Below are 23,726 nucleotides of genomic sequence, written 5' to 3' on the forward strand. Positions count from 1 at the left end.
ATGTCATACGGCAGCCCAGCCCAGGGGGCACGCGGTCTGCGCCGGGTGCGCCCTGGGCTGGGCTGCCGCGTTGTCTGCTGGTTCGGGTTGGTGTCGATCAGTTCGGGGTGGTCTCGATCAGTTCGGGTTGGTGTCGATCGTGACCGTGCGCTCCGCCGGGGTCTTGCCGCGCAGTGCCTTGCGCAGGGCGGAGGCGACGTCCTGCGGCAGGACGTCCCGCTTGCCGCTGGCGCCGTTGATCTGCACCCCGTCGAACGTGGTGCCGTACGCCGCCTTGAGGGCCTTGAGGTCGTAGGTGTCGACGAGCTTGCCGTCGACGGCCTTCGCTCCGAGGATCTTCGGCAAGGACAGCGAGCCGAACTGGATGCTGTGCGCGGGGTCCGTCTGGATGGTGACCTTCTGGGCCATCGCCGGTTCGGCGAACGCCTTCATGAACCGGTCGACCTCGGCCTTGGCGATGGTCGGCTGCTGCGTGGTCGTCGCGACCCGCACCGCCGGGGAGCGTCCTGTCTCCACCTGGGTGCGGTACGCCGCCTCCACGGCGGACGTCGAGCGCGTGACGTCGATGCCGGCGCCCGGCTTGCCGTACACGGCGACCGCCTTGCCGGTCTTGAACGAGACCGTGCCCTCGGTCACCGAACCGGAGCCGCCGGAGGCGGCCCGCAGAGCGGCGTGCAGCTTCTCCTCGTCGGTGGGCATGACCGGCTCGACGACCCGCTGGTTGCCGAACAGGGAGCCGATGACGGAGACCGGGTTGTAGTCGCTGCTCGCGGCGTCGCTCACCGTCTGCTGCATGTCGAACTGGAGGCCGGCCTTGTCCGGGTCCAGCGGGACGGTCTTCCCGCCCACCGACAGCTGCAGCGGCTTGCCGATCCGGTCGTCGAACGCGTCGTTGAGCTTCTTCACGGCGTCGTCGCGCGTTCCGCCGCCGATGTCCACGCCGAGCACCGTGGTGCCCTTGGGGACGTCGGTGTGGTTCATCAGCAGACCCGCGCCGTACAGGCCGCCCGCGAGGACGACCAGGCCGCCGCCGACCAGCGCCAGCTTGCTGCGGCCCTTCTTCTTGGGCGCGCGGGCCGCCGGGGTGCTGGACGTGGCCGGCTCGGGGGTGTCCGCGCCCGGTGGGCGGGCTCCCTGCTGGCCGGGGGTCACGACCGGGATGCCGCTGGTGACCGTGTGCCCGGAGACGTTGTCCGCCACGCCGTAGTGGGGGTGGCCGGGGTCGGGGGCGTGCTTCTGGGGGGTGAGGATCGCTGTGTCGTCGCTCAGGCCACCGCCGGGGAGGGGGCCTTGGGGGGTGTGGGGGGTCGCGCCGGGGCCTGTGGGGCCGGGGCGGCCCGGGCCCGTTTGGATGCCGGGGGCGCCGGGGGCGCCGCCTGGGGCCATGGGGCCTCGGGGGCGGCTGCCGTTCGGGGCGCCGTTGCCGAGGGGAGGCACGCGCGGGCCGTCGCCGGTCACGGGGCCCGTCGTGGGGCCTGCGGGGCCCTGGTGGCCGCCGCCCGGGCCGCCTCGGCCGAAGTCGTCGATGCCGCCCGGTCCGCCGGGGCTGTCCGGGGCGTTGAAGTCGGCGGACGGGTCCACGTTGCCGGGGCCGGTGTAGCCGCCTCGGGGGGCGGTTCCGTTCGGGCCCGGGCGGCTGTTCGGGGTGCTCTGGCCGTTCGGGCCGCCCTGGGTGCCGGTGCCTTCGCCCGAGAAGTACGGGAGGTCGTCGCGGCGGGCCTCGCCGGTCGGGGGGCGCGTGCCTGCGCCGCCTCGCGGGCCGGCCGCCAGGGCCTCCGTGACGTCGAAGGAGCCCGTGCCGCCGCCGTGGCCCGGGGCGACCGGGCCGCCTGTCGCTCCGGGCAGGCCCGTGCCGGTGGCGCCGGACGTGCTGCCGCTTCCCGTGCGGGCGCCCGGTACGTTCACCGAGCCCACGCCGGGGCCGGTGGGGCCGACGCCGGGGCCGGGGCCGGTGGGCGGGGTCTTGGGGGCGGCCGAACCCGTGGGTACGGTCGGGAGGTTGCCCGTCGCGCCGTTCTGACCGCCCCTGGCGGACGGGGACTTGCGCGGGGCGAACCACTCGCTCGCCTTCTCCTCCGCCGGCGGGGCGGGGTCGGCCGCCGTCGGCTCCGCGGGGGCCGGGGGCGGGGTCGGGCCTGGAGCCTGACCCGGGCCCGCGGTGGGGGCGGCCGGCGCCTGGGGCGCCTGGGCCTCCGCGCCGGGCTTCCCGCTGTCGGAGACGGGCTTGCGCACCACGACCGGCGGGATGGGCCGTGATCCGGGGATGTTGATCCGGATACGGGTCGTCAGCGTGGTCTCGGTCTTGCGTTCCTCCGGCGCGCCCGAACGGCCCGCGCCCGCGCCGCTGTCGGAAGCCACGGGGGTCCCGTACGGCGGCGTCCCCGAAGGGTATGCGGCTCCGCCGCGCCCGTCGGGCCCGGAGGACGGAGTGTCAGTTTCACGACTCAAGGCAGGTTCTCCCGGTTGGCTCCGCCGCCCGTACCTCACTGCGTCGGGCGGCTCGGCGGCGCGCACCACCATACTGGCCACTTCTGGCGCGTATCCCACGACCGCCTGGGAAACCCACACGGGACTCGCACGTGCACGGTATGAAGAAGTGGTACGTCACTTGCCAAGTCGGACCCCGTCACCACCCGGTTGCCGTAGTGGGCCAAGGGTGGCGCAGATCACAGCCAGGGCCATGCCGCCGAGCAGGAAGAGGTAGGCCGAGGCTCCTGTGCCGAAGACGAAGTCGCCCTCCGGGCGGCTGGCCGTGAGCAGGATGACGGTGATCGCCCAGCCCGCGGCGGCGGCGACGGCTCCGCCCCGGCTGCCGGTGGCCCTTGCGGCGCCCAGGAGGAGGCCGGCCTCGCCTGCCAGGGCGAGCAGGAGGCCGCCCGGGAACCAGGCGGGCTGCAGGAGTGCGCCTGCGATGCCCACGAGGGCGCCCAGCAGCAGTAGGCCCAGGTGGGCCAGGACCCTGGGCAGGGTCGGGCTCTTGATCGGGCGGGCCAGCATCGAACTCATGACGTCTCCTCGATCCCCGCGAACAGGTCGGTCTCGGGGGCGCCGACGGGCTGCCCCTGGACCAGCTCGTAGTACTCGGTGGTCAGCAGGGGCTGGGCCAGCTCGTTGGACAGCGCGAAGTACCGGCCGGCCACCTCGATCTGGGTGGCGTGTGCCCGCATCGCGGCGGCCTTGGCGGCGGTGTGCTCGGTGCCGTCGATGACGGTGGTGATCCGCTCGTCCTCGACGACGCCGGGTACGTCGGCCGCCGTGGCGGACTTGGTGAACGGCAGGCTCGGCAGATCCGCCTGGAGCCGGGCGAACGCCTCGTCCACGGCGGTGCGCGGGACGCGGTTCCAGTAGATCTTGGGGATGCGCCGGCCGGACTCTGCGGCCAGCTCGGCGCCGCGCATCGCGATGCGGTGGGCCTGGATGTGGTCGGGGTGGCCGTAGCCGCCGTCGGGGTCGTAGGTGACCAGGACCTGGGGGCGGACCTCGAGGATGACGTCCACGAGGGCACGGGCCGCCTCGTCCACGTCCGCCTGCCACAGGCAAGCGGGGTCGTCGTTGTCGGCGGTGTCCATCATCCCGGAGTCCTCGAAGCGGCCGGGGCCGCCGAGCTGACGGAAGTCCTCGACGCCCAGCTCGCGCATCGCGGCGGTGAGCTCGCCCAGGCGGTGTTCGCCGAGGGCGGTGCCGGTGAGGTGGCGCAGTTCGGCGGGGATGACCTCGCCGTGTTCACCGAGGGTGCAGGTGACCAGGGTGACGTGCGCTCCCTCGGCCGCGTACTTGGCCATGGTGGCGCCGTTGTTGATCGACTCGTCGTCCGGGTGCGCGTGCACGAGGAGGAGGCGCCGGGCAGGCAGTTCCGTCATGCCGGACAGCCTACGAGGGGTTCTGGGTGGGCGCCGATGGGTGGGGGCTGCGGTGTGATGCCTGCGGCGCATCCTCGGGTTCGTGGGGGTTCGCCTCGCGCCTGCGGTGCGTCTTGAGGCGGGGACGGGGTGGGGGGTGTCCGTCCTCGGTCCGGCGGCTCGGTTGGATGACCTGTGCTGCCCTTTGACGCCGGACGCTGCGGGCGGGCACCCCCCACCCCGTCCCCTCACCGCCGTACGCGGGTGCGGGCCCCGGGTTGGGAGGCGCCTGGCTCAGAACTTGATGCTGCCGATCATGCCCGCGATGTTCGTCGTCAGCTCACTGATCGTGGGTGCGACGGTCGAGGACGCCAGATAGAAGCCGAGCAGCATGCAGACGATCGCATGGCCCGCCTTCAGACCTGACTTCTTGATCAACAGGAAGACGATGATCGCCAGCAGCACCACCGCCGAAATCGAGAGTGCCACGGCGGCTCACCTCCAAGAATCCCAAGCGGAAGTCGGTCTATGGGGGCAGATAAATCCATGCAGCAAGCCAGCAGGTTCATACCCACTATGCGACAGTGATCATAACTATCCGTACGTGCGCATCGGTCGGCGCACAGCCGCACAAGGGGGCGCACTGGCCAATATGGTCAGGGCATGACGACCGAGCCGATCTCCTTCCCCAGGCGGCACGCCCGCACCCAGAGGTTCACCTTGGGAGCGCCCCGCGCGTTCACGGTGGCGCCCGACGGTTCCCGTGCTGTTTTCCTGCGCTCCTCCTCCGGTACCGACCCGGCGAGTTCGCTGTGGGTGTTCGACACGGCGGACGGCGGGGAGCGCGTCGCCGCCGATCCACGCGCCCTGCTGGGCGGGGCCTCGGAGAAGCTGTCGGCCGAGGAGCGCGCGCGACGTGAACGCTCCCGTGAGGGCGGCGCCGGCGTCGTCTCCTACGCCACCGACTCGGCCGTCGAGTTGGCCTCGTTCGCCCTGTCGGGGCGGCTTTTCGCGGCGGAGCTGCGGGTCGGGACGGCTCGTGAACTGCCTGTTCGGGGGCCTGTGATCGATCCGCGTCCCTCGCCGGACGGACGGCACATCGCGTATGTCGCTCGGGGTGCGCTGCGAGTGGTCGGTGCGGAGGGGGACGATGATCGGGCGCTCGCCGAGCCGGAGGCGGAGGGCGTTGCCTATGGGCTCGCCGAGTTCATCGCCGCCGAGGAGATGGGGCGTCATCGGGGGTTCTGGTGGAGTCCGGAGTCGGATCGGCTGCTGGTGGCACGGGCCGATGACGGGGCGGTGAAGCGGTGGTGGATTTCTGATCCCGCCCATCCTGAGCGGGCGCCTCGGCAGGTGGCCTATCCGGCGGCCGGGACGCCCAATGCGGAGGTCCGGCTCTTTGTGGTCGGGTTGGACGGGGCCCGGGTCGAGGTCTCCTGGGATCGGGTGCGGTATCCGTATCTGGCGCGAGTGCACTGGTCAGCGGCGGGGGCGCCGCTGTTGCTCGTACAGGCGCGCGACCAGCGCAGCCAGCTGTTCCTGGCCGTGGACCCGGCTACGGGGACCACGCGGATGGTGCACGCCGACGAAGATCCACAATGGCTGGAACTTTTCCCTGGAGTACCGTGCTGGAGTCCGTCCGGTCATCTCGTGCGGATCGCGGACGAGGGTGGGGCGCGGGTGCTGGCGGTGGGAGAACGGCCGCTGACCGGGCCGCAGTTGCATGTGCGTGCCGTTCTGGATGTGTCCGATGACGATGTGCTTGTCTCGGCTTCTGCCGGGGCCTCGGCGAGTGAATCCGAGATCGGTGAAGTGCATGTCTACCGGGTGAACGAGCTCGGTGTGGAGCGTGTGTCGCAGGAGCCCGGCGTGCATACGGCGGTGCGGGCCGGGGGTGTGACCGTGCTCGTCTCGCATACTCCGGAGTGGCCCGGGGCCCGGGTCCAGGTGCTGCGCGACGGCAAGCTGATTGGCTTGGTCCGGTCGTATGCCGAGGATCCCGGAGTGACTCCGCGGCTCACGCTGACCGAAGGGGGCGCACGGCGCATCCCGTGCGCCGTGCTTATGCCTCGGGACTACGCCGGTGACACCCCTCTCCCGGTTTTGCTCGACCCCTACGGGGGACCGCACGGCCAGCGAGTGGTCGCCGCGCACAACCCGCATCTGACCTCCCAGTGGTTCGCCGACCAGGGCTTCGCCGTGATCGTCGCCGACGGGCGGGGCACCCCGGGCCGTTCGCCGGCCTGGGAGAAGGCCGTCAAGGACGACATCGCTGCGGTCGTGGTGCAGGATCAGGTCGACGCTCTGGAGAGCCTCGCCGAGCGGTTTCCGCTCGATCTTGGGCGGGTCGCCATCCGGGGCTGGTCCTTCGGCGGCTATCTCGCGGGGCTTGCCGTTCTGCGGCGTCCGGATGTCTTTCACGCTGCTGTCGTCGGTGCTCCTGTCACCGATCTGCGTCTCTATGACACGCATTACCAGGAGCGCTATGTCGGGCACCCCGACGAGCAGCCGGAGGTGTACCGGCGCAACTCGCTGATCGACGACGCCGGTCTGGTCGACGCGGCCGAGCCGCACCGGCCGATGATGATCGTGCACGGTTTGGTGGACGACAACGTGGTCGTCGCCCACTCGCTGCGGCTGTCCTCGGCGCTGCTCGCCGCCGGGCGCCCGCACGAGGTGCTGCCGCTGTCCGGGGTGACCCATATGACCCCGCAGGAGGAGGTCGCCGAGAATCTGCTGTTGCTCCAGCTGGACTTCCTGAAGCGGTCGCTCGGGTTGGTCTGACGGCAACGGACCGGGGTGCCCATGGGCACCCCGGTCCGTCTACGGCACCCGCACGGCCGTACGGTGTTCAGCCTGGCGCGTCCGTATATCGGAACCGGGTCGGTCAAGTTGCCTGCGTGTTAACGCGGTTCGGTGGTCTTTGTGGGGATACGGACGACTTGCTTCTCCTCGGCGAAGTGGCACGCCGAGGGGTGGGCCGCCGGGCCACGGAGGCTTTGCGGTACCGCGAGCACCGGGATCTCGGCCGCGCAGCGGTCCCTTGCCTTGAAGCAGCGGGTACGGAAGCGGCAGCCGGACGGCACCTGGGTCGGGGACGGGACGTCTCCGGTGAGGATGATCCGTTCGCGGCGGGCCTGTGGGTCGGGGACCGGGACCGCTGAGAGCAGGGCCTGGGTGTAGGGGTGGGTCGGGTGGTCGTAGATGGCGGTGTCTCCGCCGGTTTCCACGATGCGTCCCAGGTACATCACGCTGACGCGGTCCGAGATGTGGCGGACGATCGACAGGTCGTGCGCGATGAAGACGTAGGAGAGGCCGAACTCCCGTTGCAGGCGGGCCATCAGGTTGATCACCTGTGCCTGGACGGAGACGTCGAGTGCGGAGACCGGTTCGTCGGCCACGATGATCTCCGGGCGCAGGGCCAGGCCGCGCGCGATGCCGATGCGCTGGCGCTGGCCGCCGGAGAACTGGTGCGGGTAGCGGTTGATGTGTTCCGGGTTGAGGCCGACCACGTCCAGGAGTTCGCGCACCCGGCGGCGGCGGTCGCCCTTCGGGGCCACCTCGGGGTGGATGTCGTAGGGCTCGCCGACGATGTCGCCCACCGTCATCCGGGGGTTGAGCGAGGTGTACGGGTCCTGGAAGACCATCTGGATGTTGCGGCGCACCGCCTTCAGGGCGCGGCCGGAGAGTCTGGTGATGTCCTCGCCCTTGTAGCGGATGGTGCCGGCCGTGGGGCGTTCCAGGTTCACCAGCATGCGGGCCACCGTGGATTTGCCGCAGCCTGACTCCCCTACGACGCCCAGGGTTTCGCCACGGTGGAGGGTGAGGTCGATGCCGTCGACCGCCTTCACGGAGCCGATCTGTTTGCGGAGCAGGACGCCGCGGGTGAGGGGGTAGTGCTTGACCAGTTCCTCGACTTCGAGGATCGCCTCAGGCATGCAGGCACTCCGTCCGGAAGTGGCAGGCGCTGCCGCGAGTCTCGGAGACCGGGTACAGCGGGGGCTCGTCGGTGCGGCAGACGTCGCGGGCCATCGGGCAGCGGGGGTGGAAGGCGCAGCCGGGCGGGATGCGGGTGAGGTTGGGGGGCAGGCCGCTGATGGCGGTCAGTTCGCGGCCCTTGAGGTCCAGGCGCGGGACGGACTCCAGCAGGCCCCTGGTGTACGGGTGGGCGGGCGCCTTGTAGATGTCCTGGACCGGTGCCGATTCCACGATCCGGCCCGCGTACATCACGGCGATCCGGTCGGCCACGTCGGCGACCACGCCGAGGTCGTGGGTGATCAGGACGAGGGCCATCTTGTACTCGCGGCGTAGTTCGGCCAGCAGGTCCATGACCTGGGCCTGCACGGTGACGTCCAGGGCTGTCGTGGGTTCGTCGGCGATGATCAGGGCGGGTTCCAGGGCGATCGCCATGGCGATCATGATGCGTTGGCGCATGCCGCCGGAGAACTGGTGCGGGTACTGCTTCACTCGCTCCCTGGCGCCGGGGATGCGGACTTGGTCCATCAGCTCCACGGCCTTGGCGCGGGCGTCCTTGCGGGACATGCCCCGGTGCACGACGAACATCTCGCCGAGCTGGTCGCCGACGGGGAGGACGGGGTTGAGGGACGACAGCGCGTCCTGGAAGATCATCGCCATCTCGGCGCCGCGTACGCGCCGTCGTTCGTCCTCGTTCAGCCGCAGCAGGTCGCGGCCTTGGAAGAGGACCTTTCCGGCGGTGATCCGGCCCGGTGGGGAGTCCAGGATGCCCATCACCGCTTGTGCCGTCACGGACTTGCCGGAGCCTGATTCGCCGAGCACCGCGAGTGTCTCGCCCGCGTCGACGCCGAAGCTGACGCCGTTGACGGCGCGGGCGATGCCGTCCCGGGTCCGGAACTCCACCTTCAGGTCGTGTACGTCGAGCAGCACGGCGTCCTCACCTCAGCTTCGGGTCGAGGGCGTCGCGCAGTGCGTCGCCCAGCATGATGAAGGCCAGGACGGTGATCGCCAGCGCCCCCGAGGGCCACAGCAGGGCGTGCGGGGCGGTGCGGACGTACGGGGAGGCGGCCGAGATGTCGATGCCCCAGGAGACGCTCGGCGGCTTCAGGCCCACGCCGAGGTAGGAGAGGGTGGCCTCCAGGGCGATGTATGTGCCCAGCGCGATGGTCGCGACGACGATGACGGGGGCGACCGCGTTCGGTGCGATGTGGCGCAGGAGGATTCGTGCCGGGGAGGCGCCCAGGGCTCGGGCGGCCTGGACGTAGTCGTTCTGCTGGACGGTGATGACCGAGCCGCGGGCGATCCGGGAGATCTGCGGCCAGCCGAGCAGCACGATGAAGCCGACCACCGGCCAGACCGAGTTGGCGGTCACGACCGAGAGCAGGACCAGGCCGCCCAGGACGACCGGGATGGCGAAGAAGACGTCGGTGATGCGGGACAGCACGGCGTCCCACCAGCCGCCGAAGAATCCGGCGAGCGCGCCGAGGAGCGAGCCGAGGACGGCCACCCCGAGCGTGGCGCAGACGCCGACGACGACGGACGTACGGGCGCCGTGGACGGTGCGGGTGTAGACGTCGCAGCCCTGGCCGTCGAAGCCGAAGGGGTGGCCGGGTGCGGAGCCCTGCTGGGCGCGGGCCAGGTCGCACTTCAGGGGGCTGCCGGAGGCAATCAGGGACGGCCACAGGGAGATGACGATCAGGAAGAGGATCACCAGGGCGGAGAGGAGGAAGACGGGATTGCGGCGGAGGTCGCGCCAGGCGTCGGACCAGAGGCTGCGGGGCCGGTCGGTGGCTTCGGGCCGGGCGGCCGCGGGCGGGGCGGGTTCGCCGGTTCCGTCGGGGGGCCGTACCGTCCCCGTCTCGGTCGGGGTCAGGTCCATCGCGCCGCCGGCGATCACCCCCTCGGGCGGGAACGGCTGTTCAGGCATAGCGGATCCTCGGGTCGAGTACGGCGTACAGGAGGTCGACGACCAGGTTGCAGAGCAGGAAGACGAGGACGAGGACCGTCACGAAGCCGACGACCGTCTGGGTGTTCTGGCGGACGATGCCCTGGTAGAGCTGGTAGCCGACGCCGTGGATGTTGAAGATCCGCTCGGTGACGATCGCGCCGCCCATGAGGAAGCCGATGTCGGCGCCGAGGAACGTGACGACCGGGATGAGGGAGTTGCGCAGAAGGTGGCGGGTGACGACGCGGTGGCGGGGCAGGCCCTTGGCGACCGCGGTGCGGACGTAGTCGGAGCGGCGGTTCTCGGCGATGGACGTCCGGGTCAGGCGGGTGACGTAGGCCAGGGAGACCGAGGCCAGGACGAGGCCGGGCAGCAGGAGTTCGCCGAAGGGGGCCGCCGGGGAGACCGAGGGTCTGATCCAGCCCCATTCGACGCCGAGCAGCAGCTGGAGCAGGAGGCCGGTGACGAAGGTGGGGACGGAGATGACGACGAGGGTGAGCAGCAGTACGCCGGTGTCGACGGGGCGGCCGCGGCGCAGCCCGGTGAGGACGCCGAGGGTGACGCCGATGAGGATCTCGAAGCAGAGCGCCACGATGGTCAGCCGGAGGGTGACGGGGAAGGCCGTGGACATCAGCTCGGTGACCTCCTGCCCGTTGAAGGCGGTCCCGAAGTCCCCGGTGAACACGTTCCCCATGTAGGTCAGGTACTGCCGCCACACGGGCTGGTCGAGGCCGAACTCCTGGCGCAGCCGGGTGGCCGTCGCCGGGTCGCACCGGCGGTCGCCGCACAGGCCCGCGACGGGGTCGCCCATCACGTTCACCATGAGGAAGATCAGCAGGGTGGACCCGATGAACACCGGGACCATCTGCACCAGGCGCCGGACGACGTACCGTCCCATGGCGGGCTCAGCCGACCTTGATCTGTTCGTAGACGGGGACGCTGAACGGGTTGAGGGTCACGTCGGACAGGCGCTCGGACCAGCCGGCGCTGCCGTTCTGGTACCAGAGCGGGATGGCCGCCATCTCGTCGCGGACGACCTCCTCCGCCTGCTGGAACAGCTTCACGGCCTTCGCGGGGTCCGTCTCGGCGTTCGCCCGGTCGACGAGCCGGTCGAACTCCTTGTTGGACCACTTGCCGTCGTTGGAGGAGGCGTTGGTGTAGTAGAGCGGCTGGAGGAAGTTCTGGGTGAGCGGGTAGTCCATCTGCCAGCCCGCCCGGAACGGCCCGGCGATCTTCTGGGTGGTGGACTTGCTGCGGAAGTCGGCGAAGGTGCCCATCGGGTTGCCGACGCAGGCCTTGTCGTCGTTCAGGGCGTTGTTGATGGAGTTGCAGACGGCGTCCACCCACAGCTTGTGGGACCCGGTGTCCGCGTTGTACGTGATCTTGACCTGGCCGCCGGGCAGCCCGCCGCCCTCCTCGATGAGCTTGCGGGCCGCGGCGGCGTCGTACGCGCACCACTCGCCGCACAGCCCGGCCTTGTAGCCGCCCTCGGCGCCGAGCACGGGGGACGTCCAGTCGGTGGCGGGGGTGCGGGTTCCCTGGAAGATCGTCCGGGTGATCTGCTCGCGGTCGATGGCCCGGGACAGGCCCTTGCGGACCTTGTCGGCGCCGGGCCCGGTCCAGCGCTTGTCGTAGTGCGGGAAGGACAGGGTCTGGATGATGCCGGCCGGGGTGTTGAGGTAGCGGCCGTCGAGGTCGGCGCGGACGTTCTTCAGCTGCTGGGCGGGGACGTCGTCGACCAGGTCGAGGTTGCCGGCCATCAGGTCGGTGTAGGCCGTGTTGTTGTCGGTGTAGACCTTCAGGGTGACGCCGTCGTTGCGGGCCGCGTCGGGTCCGGCGTAGGCGTCCCACCGCACCAGCCGCATCTCCGAGCCCCTGGTGTACGACTGCACGGTGTACGGGCCGTTGCCGACGGGCTTGGCGAGCCAGCCCGCGTGGTCCTCGTAGAACGACCGGGGCAGCGGGACGAACGCGTTGTAGCCGAGGGTGTCCGGGAAGCCGGAGAACTTCTGGCTGAGCGTGACCGTGAAGGTCCGCTCGTCGATGACCTTCAGGCCGGACATGGTCTTCGCGCGCTGCTTCCCCTGCTCGGGGTGGACCTGGTCGTAGCCCTCGATGTAGCTGAAGAAGTAGGCGTTCTTCTGGTTGTTCTCCAGGCTCGCGCCATAGTTCCAGGCGTCGACGAACGACTTCGCGGTGACCTTCTCGCCGTCGCTGAACGTCCAGCCGTCCTTCAGGGTGACGGTGAAGTGCTGCGAGTCGGACGTCTCGATGCGCTCGGCGACCATGTTCTTCGCCTCGCCGGTCTTCGGGTCGTACTGCTTCAGCCCCCGGAAGATCATGGACAGCACCTTGCCGCCCTGCACCTCGTTGGTGTTGGCCGGCTCCAGCGGGTTCTGCGGGTCCGTCCAGGAGGAGCTGAGCACCGCCCCGCCCTCCCCGGCGTCGGCGCCGCCTCCGCAGGCGGTCGTCGCGAGCGCAACGACCATCGCGGCCGCGGCCCATCGGGCGTGCCTGGCTGCGCGCATCGAGTGCCTCCTCGTGACCGCGGCGCCCTGGTCGACGCCATGCTCTGGCAGCCACTATCGGCAGCCGCGCGGCGGCGGCGCATGCGCACGGACGCCATCCGGGGGCGCGGTTGGCCCGTTCGGCGGCACGGTCCCGCCAGGGCGTCACGCCGCGACCAGGGCCGCTTCAGCGGTCTGGACCACTGGCTGTCTCAATCTCATCACTTCGTTGTTTCCGCAGGCCACATGGGGTTTCATGCGCCGTTGGCGTGCGCATGAACGCGCTGACAGTCCAACAGGCCGTCCCTCTGCAAGCGATGACGCGAGGTCACCACCATGAGTACTTCTGAGCAGCACGGCAGAGCACGGCGGCGCCTGGTCGCCGCCACCGGAGCCGCCGCCCTGACCCTGGCGGCCGGACTGGTGCCGCAGCAGGCGGCGGCCGCGGACGGCGACAAGGTCCTCACCGTCGCAGTCGCACAGAGCGTCGACTCACTGAGCCCGTTCCTCGCCCAGCGGCTCCTGAGCACCAGCATCCACCGGCTGACGTACGAGTACCTCACCAACTACGACGCGAAGGACGCCCGGGCGATCCCCGCCCTGGCCACCAAGTGGACGTCGTCGCCGGACAAGCTGACCTGGACCTACACGATCCGCTCCGACTCCTCGTGGTCGGACGGGAAGCGGGCCACGGCCGAGGACGCGGCGTGGACGTTCAACACGATGATGACCGACCCGGACGCGGCGACCGCCAACGGCAGTTTCGTCGCCAACTTCCGCAAGGTGACCGCCCCGAGCCCCACCAAGCTGGTCATCGAGCTGAAGAAGCCGCAGGCCACGATGACGGCCCTGGACGTGCCGATCGTGCCGAAGCACGTCTGGGAGAAGGTCGACGACTACTCCGAGTTCAACAACGACAAGAAGTTCCCCATCGTCGGAAACGGGCCATTCATCCTCACCGACTACAAGCCCGACAGCTATGTGCGGCTGAAGGCCAACAAGGACTTCTGGCGCGGGGCGCCCAAGTTCGACGAGCTGGTCTTCCGCTACTACAAGGACCAGGACGCGGCCGTCGCCGCCCTGCGCAAGGGCGAGGTCTCCTTCGTCTCCGGATCGCCGGCCCTCACGCCCGCCCAGGCGTCCTCGCTCGAGGGCGAGAAGAACATCAAGGTGAACGACGCCCCCGGCCGCCGCTTCTACGCGCTGGCCGTCAACCCCGGCGCCCGGGCGAAGAACGGCGACACGTTCGGCGACGGCGACACGTCCCTGAAGGACGAGCGGGTGCGGCACGCGCTGTTCATGGCCGTCGACCGCAAGACCGTCGTCGACAAGGTGTTCCAGGGGTACGCCGTGCAGGGCGAGGGCTACATACCGCCGCGCTTCGGCTCGTACTTCTGGAAGCCGTCGGACGGGCAGGAGCTCGCCTACGACCCGGCGAAGGCGGCCCGGCTCCTCGACGAGGCCGGGTACAAGAAGAACGCTGACGGCAAGCGCGTCGGCAAGGACGGCAAGCCGCTCGACTACCGCGTGCTCTGCCACGCCACCGACCCCAACGACAAGGCCATCGGGCAGTACCTCCAGGAGTGGTGGGGCGACCTCGGCATCGGCGTCTCCCTGAACTGCGTGGACAACGTCACCGACCCCTGGCTGGCCGGCCAGTACGACCTCGCCTTCGACGGCTGGTCCGTCAACCCCGATCCCGACTTCGTGATGTCGATCCACACCTGCGGGGCGCTGCCCGCCACCCCGAAGGACACCGGCGCCACCGACAACTTCATCTGCGACAAGCAGTACGACGAGCTGTACGCGAAGCAGCTCGCCGAGTACGACCCGGCCAAGCGGGCCGACCTCGTCAAGCAGATGCAGTCCCGGCTGTACGACCTCGGGTACATGAACGTCATGGCCTACCCGAACGCCGTCGAGGCCTACCGCACGGACCAGATCGCCTCGATCACGACGATGCCCGAGAAGGCGGGCAACATCTACGGGCAGGACGGCTACTGGAGCTGGTGGTCGGCCACCCCGGCGGACGGCGGGGACTCCGGCGGCTCGAGTTCGACGGGTGTCGTCGTCGGCATCGTCGCCGGTGTCGTGGTCCTCGCGGGCGCGGGCGTCCTCTTCGCGCTGCGCCGCCGGTCCACCGCCGAGGACCGCGAGTAGCGCATGACCGACGCACCCCTCACCGCGGCCGTGAAGGCCGCCGCGCCCGCGGTCCCCGGACCGCGGGCGCGCACCACCACGCGCTATCTGCGCTACGGCGCGGGCAAGGTGGGCGGCGCCGCCGTCTCCCTGTTCGCCGTGCTCGTCACCGGGTTCTTCCTGTTCCGGCTGATCCCCGGCGACCCGGTCAAGACCATGACCGGCGGCCGGCCGGTCTCGGCCGAGCAGATGGCCGCCTACCGCGAGGAGTTCGGGCTCGACCTGCCGCTGTGGCAGCAGTTCACCGAGTACTGCGGCAAGGCGCTCACCGGCGATCTCGGGACGTCGTACCAGTTCCACGCGCCCGTCACCGACAAGATCGCGGAGGCGCTGCCCAACACGCTGCTCCTCACCGGCACCGCCTTCGTCCTGTTCACCCTGCTCGGCATCGTGCTGGGCACCCGCTCGGCCTGGCGGCACGGCGGGCTCGGCGACCGGCTGAACACCGGGCTGGCGCTGACCCTGTACTCCGTGCCGTCGTTCTGGCTGGGCCTGCTGCTCATCATCGTGTTCGCCGTCGGCATCGGCCCGGTCCCCGGGCTGTTCCCGACCGGCGGCATGGAGTCCGGCGGCGAGGAGGGATTCGCCCAGGTCCTCGACGTCGCCCACCATCTGGTCCTGCCCGTCGTCACGCTGGTCGCGGTCGAGTACGGCCAGACCCTGCTGGTGGCCCGGTCCGCGCTGCTGGACGAGATGGGCGGCGACTACCTGACGACGGCCCGCGCCAAGGGGCTCCGCGACGACCAGGTGCGCCGCCGGCACGCCGTGCCGAACGCGCTGCTGCCGACCGTGACCCTCGTCTTCGTCAACCTCGGCCGGACCGTCGCCGGCGTCATCCTGGTCGAGACGGTGTTCTCCTGGCCGGGGCTCGGCGGGCTGTTCTACCAGGGGCTGAGCGTGCCCGACCTGCCGCTGGTGCAGGGCCTGTTCCTCTTCTTCGCCGGGACGGTGATCGTCATGAACACCCTGGCCGACCTCGTGTACCCGCTGCTCGACCCGCGGGTGGGCCGATGACGGCCGGGACCGGGGAGCCGGTGACCGACCGGGGTGCCGGACCGAAGGCGCCGAGCGCGCGGACGCTCGCCCGACGCCGGCGCCGTGCGTCCGCCGCGCGCTTCTGGCGGGAGTACCGCACCCACCGGGCCGGACTGGTGGGGCTGGCCGCGCTGGCCCTGTTCGCGCTGGCCGCGCTGACCGCGCCGTTCACCGTCGGCTCCGACGTGTCCAGCGTGACGGGGGCGCCCGGGCAGCCGTTGGAGACCCCGAGCGGCGCGTTCTGGCTGGGCACCGACCGGTTCGGGCGGGACCTGCTCGGCCTGGTGGTGTGGGGGTCCCGGGTGTCGCTGCTCGTGGGGCTGCTCGCGGCCGCGCTGTCGGTGGCGATCGGCACCCTGGTCGGGATCACCGCGGGCCATTTCAAGGGCGCGTACGCCACCGTGGTCATGCGGATCACCGACTGGTTCCTGGTGATGCCGACGCTGGTCCTCGCGATCGCGCTGGCCACCGTGATGTCCCGCTCGCTGGCCACGGTCGTGCTGGCGATCGGTGTGACGTCCTGGCCGACCACGGCCCGGCTGGTGCGGGCGCAGACCCTCGCCGTGGAGGCCCGGCCGTACATCGAGCGGGCCCGGGCGCTGGGCGGCGGGCACCGGCACATCATGGTCCGGCACGTCCTGCCCAATGTGATGCCGCTGGTCCTCGCCCAGACCACGCTGATGATCTCCTCCTCCATCCTCGCCGAGGCGACGCTCGCCTTCCTGGGGCTGGGCGACCCGACCGTCGTGTCCTGGGGCGGGCTGCTCCAGGACGCCCGGGAGGCCGGCTCGGTCAGCTCCGGGAACTGGTCGTACCTGGTGCCGCCCGGCCTCGCGATCGCGGGCGTCGCGCTGGCGTTCACGCTGTGCGGGCGCGCGGTGGAGTCCGTCCTCAACCCCAGGCTGGGGGTGACCCGTTGACACTCCTCGAGGTCCGGAACCTGGAGGTGACCTACCCGGGCGGCGCGGCCGCCGTCCGCGGGGTCGACCTGAGTCTGGAGGCCGGGCAGAAGCTCGGCATCGCCGGGGAGTCGGGGTGCGGCAAGTCCACGCTCGCCCTCGCCCTGCTGCGGCTGCTGCCGCCCGGCACCCGGGTGGGCGGCGAGGTCCTGCTGGACGGCGAGGACGTGCTCGCCATGCGGTGGGGCCGGGTGCGCGCGGTGCGCTGGGCCGGGGCGTCGATCGTCTTCCAGGGCGCGATGCACTCGCTGAACGCCGTGCACCGCGTCGGGGACCAGATCGCCGAGCCGATCCTGCTGCACCGCCGGGCGACCCCGGCCACCGCCCGCCGGCGCACCGGGGAACTCCTGGAGCAGGTCGGGCTCCCGGCGGCGCGGGCCTCGGCGTATCCGCACGAGCTGTCCGGCGGGCAGCGCCAGCGTGTCATGATCGCGATGGCGCTGGCCTGCGACCCCCGCCTGGTCGTCGCCGACGAGCCGACGACCGCGCTGGACGTGATGATCCAGGCGCAGATCCTGCGGCTCATCGAGGGGCTGGTCGCCGAGCAGGAGCTCGGGCTCGTCGCGATCAGCCACGACCTCGCCGTCCTCGCCGAGACCTGCGACCGGATGGCGGTGATGTACGCGGGCCGGGTGGTCGAGGAGGGACCGGCGCGCACGGTGTACGAGGACGCCGGGCACCCGTACGCACGGGCGCTGTCGGAGGCGTTCCCGAGGATCGGCGACCCGGCGTCCCGGTTCGCCCCGCGCGGCCTGCCCGGCGACCCGCCGGACCCGTCGGACCTGCCCTCCGGGTGCGCCTTCCACCCCCGCTGCCCGGTCGCGCTGGACTCCTGCGCGGTCGACGACCCGGCCCTGCGGGTCTCGGGCACGGGACGGCGGGCGGCGTGTGTGCACGTGGGCGCCGCCCAGGACGTGAGGAGCGCAACATGACCCTGCTGAGCGCACGGGACCTGCACGTCACCTTCCCGGGCCGGCACGGGGCTCCGCCCGCCCACGCGCATGACTCCGGCGCGGTCGACAATCCGGCGCTCCGGGTCTCGGGCACGGGACGGCGGGCGGCGTGTGTGCACGTGGGCGCCGCCCAGGACGCGAGGAGCGGAACATGACCCTGCTGAGCGCACGGGACCTGCACGTCACCTTCCCGGGCCGGCACGGGGCTCCGCCCGCCCACGCGGTGGACGGGGTCGAACTGGACATCGGTGCCGGGGAGATCGTCGCCCTGGTCGGTGAGTCCGGCTGTGGCAAGACGACCCTGGCCCGCGCCCTGCTCGGGCTGGTCCGGCCGACCAGCGGGCGGGTCGTCTTCGACGGGGAGGAGGTACGGCCCGACGCGCGCGCCCTCAAGGCGTACCGGCGGCGCGTCCAGCTCGTACTCCAGGACCCGACGGGGTCTCTGAACCCCCGGCACACCGTGTACGAGGCGGTGGCGGAGGGGCTGCGCATCCACGGGTACACCGGCGACGAGCGCGCGGCGGTGGCCGAGGCGCTGTCCCGGGCGGGGCTGCGGCCGCCCGAGCGGTTCTTCCTGCGCTATCCGCACGAGCTGTCGGGCGGGCAGCGCCAGCGCGTGGTCATCGCGGGCGCGCTGGTCCTCGCGCCCGAACTCCTCGTCGCGGACGAGCCGGTGGCCTCCCTGGACGCCTCCGTACGCGGCGAGATCCTGGCCCTGCTGCTGCGCCTGCGCACCGAACTCGGGCTGTCCGCGCTGGTGGTGACGCACGATCTGGGGCTGGCGTGGAACATCGCGGACCGGGTGGCGGTGATGTACCTGGGCCGGATCGTGGAGACCGGGGACGTCGAGCAGGTCCTGACGGCACCGCGACACCCGTACACACGCGCGCTGTTGTCGGTCCTGCCGGAGGCGCCCGGTGATCCGGTGATCCTCAGCGGTGAGCCGCCGGACCCGTCACGGGTGCCGCCCGGCTGCCGCTTCCACGCCCGCTGCCCGGTGCTGGCGAGCGGGGAGGCGGAGCAAGCGGGGGTGGCGGACGCCTGCCGCACCGAGGACCCGGAGATCCTCGACGGGGGCCCGCACGCCCAGGTGGCCTGCCACTGGGCGCGGGCGACGGCACCGGCCTGACCACGCACGAGGACCGGGGTCAGCTCTTGGAGACCGGCCCGTCGTGGTCGGAGACACCCTCCAGGGCCTTCAGGCCGGCGTCCAGGACGACGTCCTCGCCCCGGTCCTCGATGGTGGGCTCCTCCGGGTAGTGGCACGCGGTCAGGTGACCGGGCTTGCTGCCCTCGATGCGCAGCAGCGGCGGCTCCTCCGTCGCGCACTTCTCCGTCGCCTTCCAGCAGCGGGTGCGGAAGCGGCAGCCGGACGGCGGCATGATCGGCGAGGGCACGTCACCGGCGAGCCGGATGCGCTCCCGCTTGGTCGCGTCGATGTCGGCGTCCGGAACGGCGGACAGCAGCGCGTGCGTGTACGGGTGCCGCGGGCCGTTGTAGATCGAGTCACGGTCGGCGATCTCGACGATCTTGCCGAGGTACATGACCGCGACGCGCTGCGAGAAGTGCCGGACGATCGCCAGGTCGTGGGCGATGAAGACGAACGCGATGCCCATCTCCCGCTGCACTTCCTGGAGCAGGTTCACCACCTGCGCCTGGATCGACACGTCGAGGGCCGAGACCGGCTCGTCGGCGACGATCAGCTTCGGCTCCAGCGCGATGGCGCGCGCGACGCCGATGCGCTGGCGCTGGCCGCCGGAGAACTCGTGCGGGAAGCGGTTGTAGTGCTCCGGGTTGAGACCGACGATCTCCAGGAGCTCACGGACGCGCTTCTCGCGGCCGCCGGGAGGGTTGATCCCGTTGATCTCCATCGGGCCGGAGATGATCGTGCCGACCGTCTGCCGCGGGTTCAGCGACGCGTACGGGTCCTGGAAGATCATCTGGATCTCGGACCGGATCGGCGCCAGCTTGCGGCGGTCGGCCCGGCTGATGTCCTGGCCCTTGTACTCGATGGTGCCCGCGGTCGGCTCGTAGAGCCGGGTCAGCAGCCGGCCGGTGGTCGACTTGCCGCAGCCGGACTCACCGACGAGGCCGAGGCTCTCGCCCGGGTAGACCTCGAAGTCCACGCCGTCGACGGCCTTGACGTGGCCGACGGTGCGCCGGATCGGGAAGCCGCCCTTGATCGGGAAGTGCTTGGTCAGTCCGCTGACCTTCATCAGCGGTGCCTCGTCGCTGCCCCGCTGCTGCGGGACGGCGTCGGCGACCGCCGTGGTCGTGTTGTTCTTGTCGCTCATGGTGATGCCCCAGTCGCCGGTTTCCGCTCAGCCCAGCCGGGGCTGAATCGTGTCGATGAAGACCTGCTGCCGCTGCTCCCCCGTCAGGTGGCAGGCGGCGGCACGCCCGGCGGCGAGCGCCGGCCGCTCCCCCGCGCACAGCCCGCCCTGCACCTTGTCGGTGTGCGCGCACCGCGGGTGGAACGGGCAGCCCGACGGCGGGTTCAGCAGGGACGGCGGCGAGCCGGGGATCGGCAGCAGCGGCTCGTCGACGCTCGAGGACAGCCGCGGCATCGAGCCGAGCAGGCCCCAGGTGTACGGGTGCTGAGGCGCCTTCAGCACCTCGCGCACCGTGCCGCGCTCCACGGCCCGGCCGGCGTACATCACGAGGATGTCGTCCGCCATGTTGGCGACCACGCCGAGGTCGTGGGTGATCATGATGATCGCGGAGCCGAACTCCTGCTGCAGATCCTTGAGCAGGTCGAGGATCTGCGCCTGCACGGTCACGTCGAGCGCGGTGGTCGGCTCGTCCGCGATGAGCAGGTCCGGGTCGCAGGCCAGCGCCATGGCGATCATGGCGCGCTGGCGCATACCGCCGGAGAACTGGTGCGGGTAGTCGTCCACGCGCTGCTGCGGGTGCGGGATGCCGACCTTCTCCAGCAGATCGATGGCGCGCACCCGGGCGTCCCGCTTGGAGGCCCCGGTGTGCTTCATGAACGGCTCGGCGATCTGCCGGCCCACCGTGTAGTAGGGCGACAGGGCGGTCAGCGCGTCCTGGAAGATCATCGCCATCTTCTTGCCGCGCAGCGTCTCCAGCTGCTTCTCGCCGGCGTCGGTCAGCTCCTGGCCGTCCAGCGTGATGGAGCCGTCGATCGTCGTCGTCTTGCGGTTGTGCAGACCGAGGACGGCGAGGTTGGTCACGGACTTGCCGGAACCGGACTCGCCCACGATCCCGAGGGTCTTGCCGCGCTCGAGGTCGAAGGAGAGCCCGTCCACCGCCTTGACGATGCCGTCCTCGGTGGAGAAGTGGACCTTGAGGTCGCGCACCGAGAGAAAGGCGTCCCCCGAGGCGGGAGCAGCGGCCTCTTCAGGCTTGGTCTGAGTGGTCACGGTGGTTCTCCTAGGACAGGCGCACGCGCGGGTCGATGACGGCGTACAGGGCGTCCACGATCAGGTTGAAGACGATGATGAGCGCGGCGCTGACCAGCATGACGCCCATCAGCATCGGCAGGTCCTTGTTGGTCACGGACTCGAGAGCGAGCCGACCGAGCCCCGCCAGGCCGAAGGTCAGTTCGGTCACCATGCCGCCCGAGAGCAGGGAGGACAGGTCGATGCCGAGGATGGTGACGATCGGGATGAGGGAGCCGCGCCACGCGTAGCGGAAGAAGGTGTAGTTGGCCGACATGCCCTTGGCACGCGCGGCTCTGACGTGTTCCTCCTGGAGCTGCTCGATCATCGAGGAGCGGCTCATACGCGTGTAGTTGGCGGTGAAGATGGTCGCCATGACGACCCAGGGGATCAGCAGGCCCATGAACCAGCCGCCGAGATCCTCGGAGAAGGGCACGTACTTCGGCTTCTCGAGCCAGCCGGTGCTGTAGACGAGCGCGAGCAGGACCAGCGGGCCGAGGAAGTAGATCTGCAGGGAGCTGACGACCAGCGAGCCGGAGCTGAACAGCTTGTCGATCCAGGTGCCGCGGTTCTTGGCGGCCAGCAGACCGGCGCCGAGGCCGAGGAAGAGGAAGACCAGGAGGCTTCCGACGGTCAGCGAGAGCGTCAGCGGGAAGCGGTCGACGATCGTGTCCCAGACGTTCTGGTTGTTGGCGAAGGAGACGCCGAAGCAGGGGGCGGCGCAGTGGCCGACGGCGAAGTCACGGCCGGCGAAGATGCCGACGAGGAACGTCCAGTACTGGACGGTGACCGGCTTGTCGAGGCCGAGGTTCTTGTGAATGATCGCCAGCGCGTCCGGAGTGCAGTTCTTTCCACAGGCCAGAGTGGCCGGGTCCTGCGGGATGGCGAAGAACATGAAGAACGTGAACGCACTGATCAACAGCAGAATCAGCGCCGCGCCGAATGTCCGGCGGATGAGGAATTGAAGCATGGCAGGCAGCTGCTCTCAGGACGGCGGCAATCGGAGGGGGTCTGGCAGGGGGGGTGGGGACGGGTGGTGGGCGCTCCGCCGCGCGCCCACCACCGTCGCCCCGACCTGGCGGGTTACTTCTTCAGGAAGACGCGGGTGACGTCCACGTAGCTCGAGTCCGAGCTGTAGCGGATGCCGCCGATGTTCGAACCGAAGATCTGGAAGACCTTGGTGTAGTAGATCGGCGCGGCCGGGTTGACTTCCTTGGAGATGTACTCGTTCAGCTCGGCCCACGCCTTGGTGGCCTCGGCCGTGTCGGTGATCTTCGCGATGCGCTCGATCTCCGAGTTGACCTTCGGGTCGTTGATGTGCGAGTAGTTCGACGCACCGTCCTGGATCTGCTTGCCGTCGTACAGCGGCGGGAAGACGGTGGACGCCGACGGCCAGTCCTGACCCCAACCGGTCATGTACAGGTCGTAGCCGTTCTTGACCTTGCCGACCTGCTCGTACCAGGTGGCGGAGTCGATCTCCTTCTTCTGGATGTCGAGACCGATCTTCTCCAGGGCGGTGGCGATCAGCACGGCCTGCTGCTGGCGGACCGGGGTGTTGCCGTAGGCGTAGACGAGCTTCTTGCCTTCGAAGCCGCCCTCCTTGATGAGCTTCTTGGCGGCCTCGATGTCACCGTTCGGCTTGCCCTTGCGGTTGAACGGGTCGAACGCCTCGTCGTAGCCCGGGGTGGTGGGCGACATCAGGGAGTTGGCGACCTCACCGCCGTAGGCGCCACCGTCGGCCTTGAAGACCGAGGCGGAGGGCAGCGCGAGGGTGATGGCGTCGCGCAGCTTCTTGTCCTTGACGCGGTCCAGGTTGAAGTTGAGCTGCCACACGTACGGCGCGTAGCCCTGGATGGTGCGCTTCATCGCGGCCTTGTTGCCCACGACCTGCTGCAGCTGCGTGGTGGCGACCTGGCCGGTGAACATCATGGCGTTCTTGGCCGAACCCTGGTCCGCGAGGAGCGTCTTGGTCTGGTCCTCGTCATCGTGGTTCATCTCGATGTCGAAGCCGTCGACGTACTGGTGACGCACCGAGTCCGACTTGGCGTCCCACTGGTCGTTCTTGACCAGCTTCATGGACTTGCCGGGCTTGAAGTCGGCGATCTTGTACGGGCCCAGGGCGACCGGGGCGTTGTCGTACTTCTCCTTGGTGTCCGTCTCCTCGGGCACGACGCTGTAACCGGGCATGGTCAGCATCTGCGGGAGGTCGACCTGGGCCTCCTTGAAGTGGAAGACGATCGTCTTGTCGTCCGGGGTGTCCAGGACGGTCTTCGGCAGGTGCTTGCCCTTGTCCGGACCCGGGTAGGCCTTGCGGTAGGTGGTGCCGGCACCCGACAGCGCCTGCTGCAGGTAGGTCGGGCCGTCCGTGATGTAGGACGCGTACAGGCGCTCGACCGTGTGGCGGATGTCCGCCGAGTTGATCGGGTTGCCGTTCGCGTCCTTCAGGTTGTCCTTGAGGGTGTAGGTCCAGGTCTTGCCGCCGTCCGAGACCTTGCCCGCGTCGGTGGCGAGGTCGCCCACGACGGTCAGGTTGCCCTGGTCGTCCTCGTCGTACTGGGTCAGGCCGCGGAAGATCAGACGGCTGAGCAGCTTGCCGTCGGAGACGTAGATCTGGCCCGGGTCCAGGTGGGAGAAGTCGGCCTCCTGGTACACCGTCGCGACGCCGCCGGGCTTGGCGCCCGGGACCTCGGGAGCCGGACCGGTCGACGCCTTCGCGTCACCGATCTTCACCGGCTTGGACTGCGCCTTGGCATCGTCCTTGGTCTTGCTGTTGTCCTTGCTGGAGCCACCGCCGCCCCCGCCGCAGGCGGTGAGGGTCAGGGCGCCCGCGGCGACCGCGACTATGGCGGCCGAAGCGGCGCGGTTACGGAAGATGCTCATGGAGACGATCCACCTGCCTGTGAGTAGTGAGCA

General features: G+C 70.4%; 20 protein-coding genes. 7 read left to right on the forward strand and 13 right to left on the reverse strand.

Going from position 1 to position 23,726, the window contains the following annotated elements:
- Positions 1-117: 117 nt before the first annotated feature.
- The 4 genes from KBY32_RS30655 to KBY32_RS30670 form a co-directional block, all read right to left on the reverse strand.
- Entirely contained in the window at positions 118-2,448 is a 2,331-nt protein-coding gene (locus tag KBY32_RS30655; RefSeq protein WP_210982384.1) for a hypothetical protein, read from the reverse strand.
- A gap of 156 nt (positions 2,449-2,604) precedes the next feature.
- Positions 2,605-3,006: a DUF6113 family protein gene (locus KBY32_RS30660; protein ID WP_055621854.1), complete on the reverse strand. Its 402-nt coding sequence runs from the start codon at positions 3,004-3,006 to the stop codon at positions 2,605-2,607.
- A complete protein-coding gene (gene mshB / locus KBY32_RS30665) occupies positions 3,003-3,860 on the reverse strand; it encodes an N-acetyl-1-D-myo-inositol-2-amino-2-deoxy-alpha-D-glucopyranoside deacetylase (protein ID WP_210982385.1) in 858 nt (285 codons plus the stop codon). The genes KBY32_RS30660 and mshB overlap by 4 nt, the downstream gene beginning before the upstream one ends.
- Positions 3,861-4,133: 273 nt before the next feature.
- On the reverse strand, positions 4,134-4,328 hold the full coding sequence (locus tag KBY32_RS30670; RefSeq protein WP_003992731.1) for a hypothetical protein: 195 nt from the start codon (positions 4,326-4,328) through the stop codon (positions 4,134-4,136).
- 174 nt (positions 4,329-4,502) lie between these two features.
- Between KBY32_RS30670 and KBY32_RS30675 the strand changes: the two genes are divergently transcribed.
- Positions 4,503-6,623: a prolyl oligopeptidase family serine peptidase gene (locus tag KBY32_RS30675; protein ID WP_210982386.1), complete on the forward strand. Its 2,121-nt coding sequence runs from the start codon at positions 4,503-4,505 to the stop codon at positions 6,621-6,623.
- 119 nt (positions 6,624-6,742) lie between these two features.
- Here KBY32_RS30675 and KBY32_RS30680 read toward each other — a convergent pair whose 3' ends face one another.
- From KBY32_RS30680 to KBY32_RS30700, 5 genes are read right to left on the reverse strand one after another with little or no spacing between them, the layout of a single operon-like run.
- On the reverse strand, positions 6,743-7,777 hold the full coding sequence (locus KBY32_RS30680) for an ABC transporter ATP-binding protein (protein WP_210982387.1): 1,035 nt from the start codon (positions 7,775-7,777) through the stop codon (positions 6,743-6,745).
- Positions 7,770-8,744 carry an ABC transporter ATP-binding protein gene (locus tag KBY32_RS30685; RefSeq protein WP_210982388.1) on the reverse strand — a complete coding sequence of 325 codons (975 nt, stop codon included), beginning with the start codon at positions 8,742-8,744 and terminating at the stop codon, positions 7,770-7,772. Before KBY32_RS30685 ends, KBY32_RS30680 begins: the two co-directional genes overlap by 8 nt.
- Positions 8,745-8,751: 7 nt before the next feature.
- Entirely contained in the window at positions 8,752-9,741 is a 990-nt protein-coding gene (locus KBY32_RS30690; protein ID WP_210982389.1) for an ABC transporter permease, read from the reverse strand.
- Positions 9,734-10,657: an ABC transporter permease gene (locus tag KBY32_RS30695; protein ID WP_055621848.1), complete on the reverse strand. Its 924-nt coding sequence runs from the start codon at positions 10,655-10,657 to the stop codon at positions 9,734-9,736. Before KBY32_RS30695 ends, KBY32_RS30690 begins: the two co-directional genes overlap by 8 nt.
- A 7-nt stretch (positions 10,658-10,664) precedes the next feature.
- On the reverse strand, positions 10,665-12,287 hold the full coding sequence (locus tag KBY32_RS30700; protein ID WP_210982390.1) for an ABC transporter substrate-binding protein: 1,623 nt from the start codon (positions 12,285-12,287) through the stop codon (positions 10,665-10,667).
- Between the two features lie 315 nt (positions 12,288-12,602).
- Here KBY32_RS30700 and KBY32_RS30705 point away from each other — a divergent pair, with 315 nt between their 5' ends.
- From KBY32_RS30705 to KBY32_RS30730, 6 genes are read left to right on the forward strand one after another with little or no spacing between them, the layout of a single operon-like run.
- A complete protein-coding gene (locus tag KBY32_RS30705; protein WP_210982391.1) occupies positions 12,603-14,426 on the forward strand; it encodes an ABC transporter substrate-binding protein in 1,824 nt (607 codons plus the stop codon).
- A gap of 3 nt (positions 14,427-14,429) precedes the next feature.
- Positions 14,430-15,479, forward strand: a complete 1,050-nt coding sequence (locus KBY32_RS30710) for an ABC transporter permease (RefSeq protein ID WP_210982392.1) — start codon at positions 14,430-14,432, stop codon at positions 15,477-15,479.
- On the forward strand, positions 15,476-16,420 hold the full coding sequence (locus tag KBY32_RS30715) for an ABC transporter permease (protein WP_210982393.1): 945 nt from the start codon (positions 15,476-15,478) through the stop codon (positions 16,418-16,420). Before KBY32_RS30710 ends, KBY32_RS30715 begins: the two co-directional genes overlap by 4 nt.
- A complete protein-coding gene (locus KBY32_RS30720; RefSeq protein ID WP_210982394.1) occupies positions 16,417-17,391 on the forward strand; it encodes an ABC transporter ATP-binding protein in 975 nt (324 codons plus the stop codon). Before KBY32_RS30715 ends, KBY32_RS30720 begins: the two co-directional genes overlap by 4 nt.
- Positions 17,388-17,567: a hypothetical protein gene (locus KBY32_RS30725; protein WP_210982395.1), complete on the forward strand. Its 180-nt coding sequence runs from the start codon at positions 17,388-17,390 to the stop codon at positions 17,565-17,567. The genes KBY32_RS30720 and KBY32_RS30725 overlap by 4 nt, the downstream gene beginning before the upstream one ends.
- Positions 17,564-18,541 (forward strand): ABC transporter ATP-binding protein, encoded by a 978-nt coding sequence (locus KBY32_RS30730; protein WP_210982396.1) that lies wholly within the window; start codon positions 17,564-17,566, stop codon positions 18,539-18,541. The genes KBY32_RS30725 and KBY32_RS30730 overlap by 4 nt, the downstream gene beginning before the upstream one ends.
- Positions 18,542-18,560: 19 nt before the next feature.
- On the opposite strand, the gene KBY32_RS30735 is transcribed toward KBY32_RS30730, so the two are convergent.
- From KBY32_RS30735 to KBY32_RS30750, 4 genes are all read right to left on the reverse strand, one after another.
- Positions 18,561-19,706: an ABC transporter ATP-binding protein gene (locus KBY32_RS30735; protein WP_055621841.1), complete on the reverse strand. Its 1,146-nt coding sequence runs from the start codon at positions 19,704-19,706 to the stop codon at positions 18,561-18,563.
- A 27-nt stretch (positions 19,707-19,733) separates the two neighbouring features.
- Entirely contained in the window at positions 19,734-20,795 is a 1,062-nt protein-coding gene (locus KBY32_RS30740) for an ABC transporter ATP-binding protein (RefSeq protein ID WP_055621840.1), read from the reverse strand.
- Positions 20,796-20,805: 10 nt separating this feature from the next.
- On the reverse strand, positions 20,806-21,783 hold the full coding sequence (locus tag KBY32_RS30745; RefSeq protein WP_055621839.1) for an ABC transporter permease: 978 nt from the start codon (positions 21,781-21,783) through the stop codon (positions 20,806-20,808).
- A 113-nt stretch (positions 21,784-21,896) separates the two neighbouring features.
- Positions 21,897-23,693: an ABC transporter substrate-binding protein gene (locus tag KBY32_RS30750; protein ID WP_210982397.1), complete on the reverse strand. Its 1,797-nt coding sequence runs from the start codon at positions 23,691-23,693 to the stop codon at positions 21,897-21,899.
- Between the last annotated feature and the right edge of the window lie 33 nt (positions 23,694-23,726).

The organism is Streptomyces sp. RK62, from assembly GCF_018070255.1.
GTDB lineage: Bacteria > Actinomycetota > Actinomycetes > Streptomycetales > Streptomycetaceae > Streptomyces > Streptomyces nigra.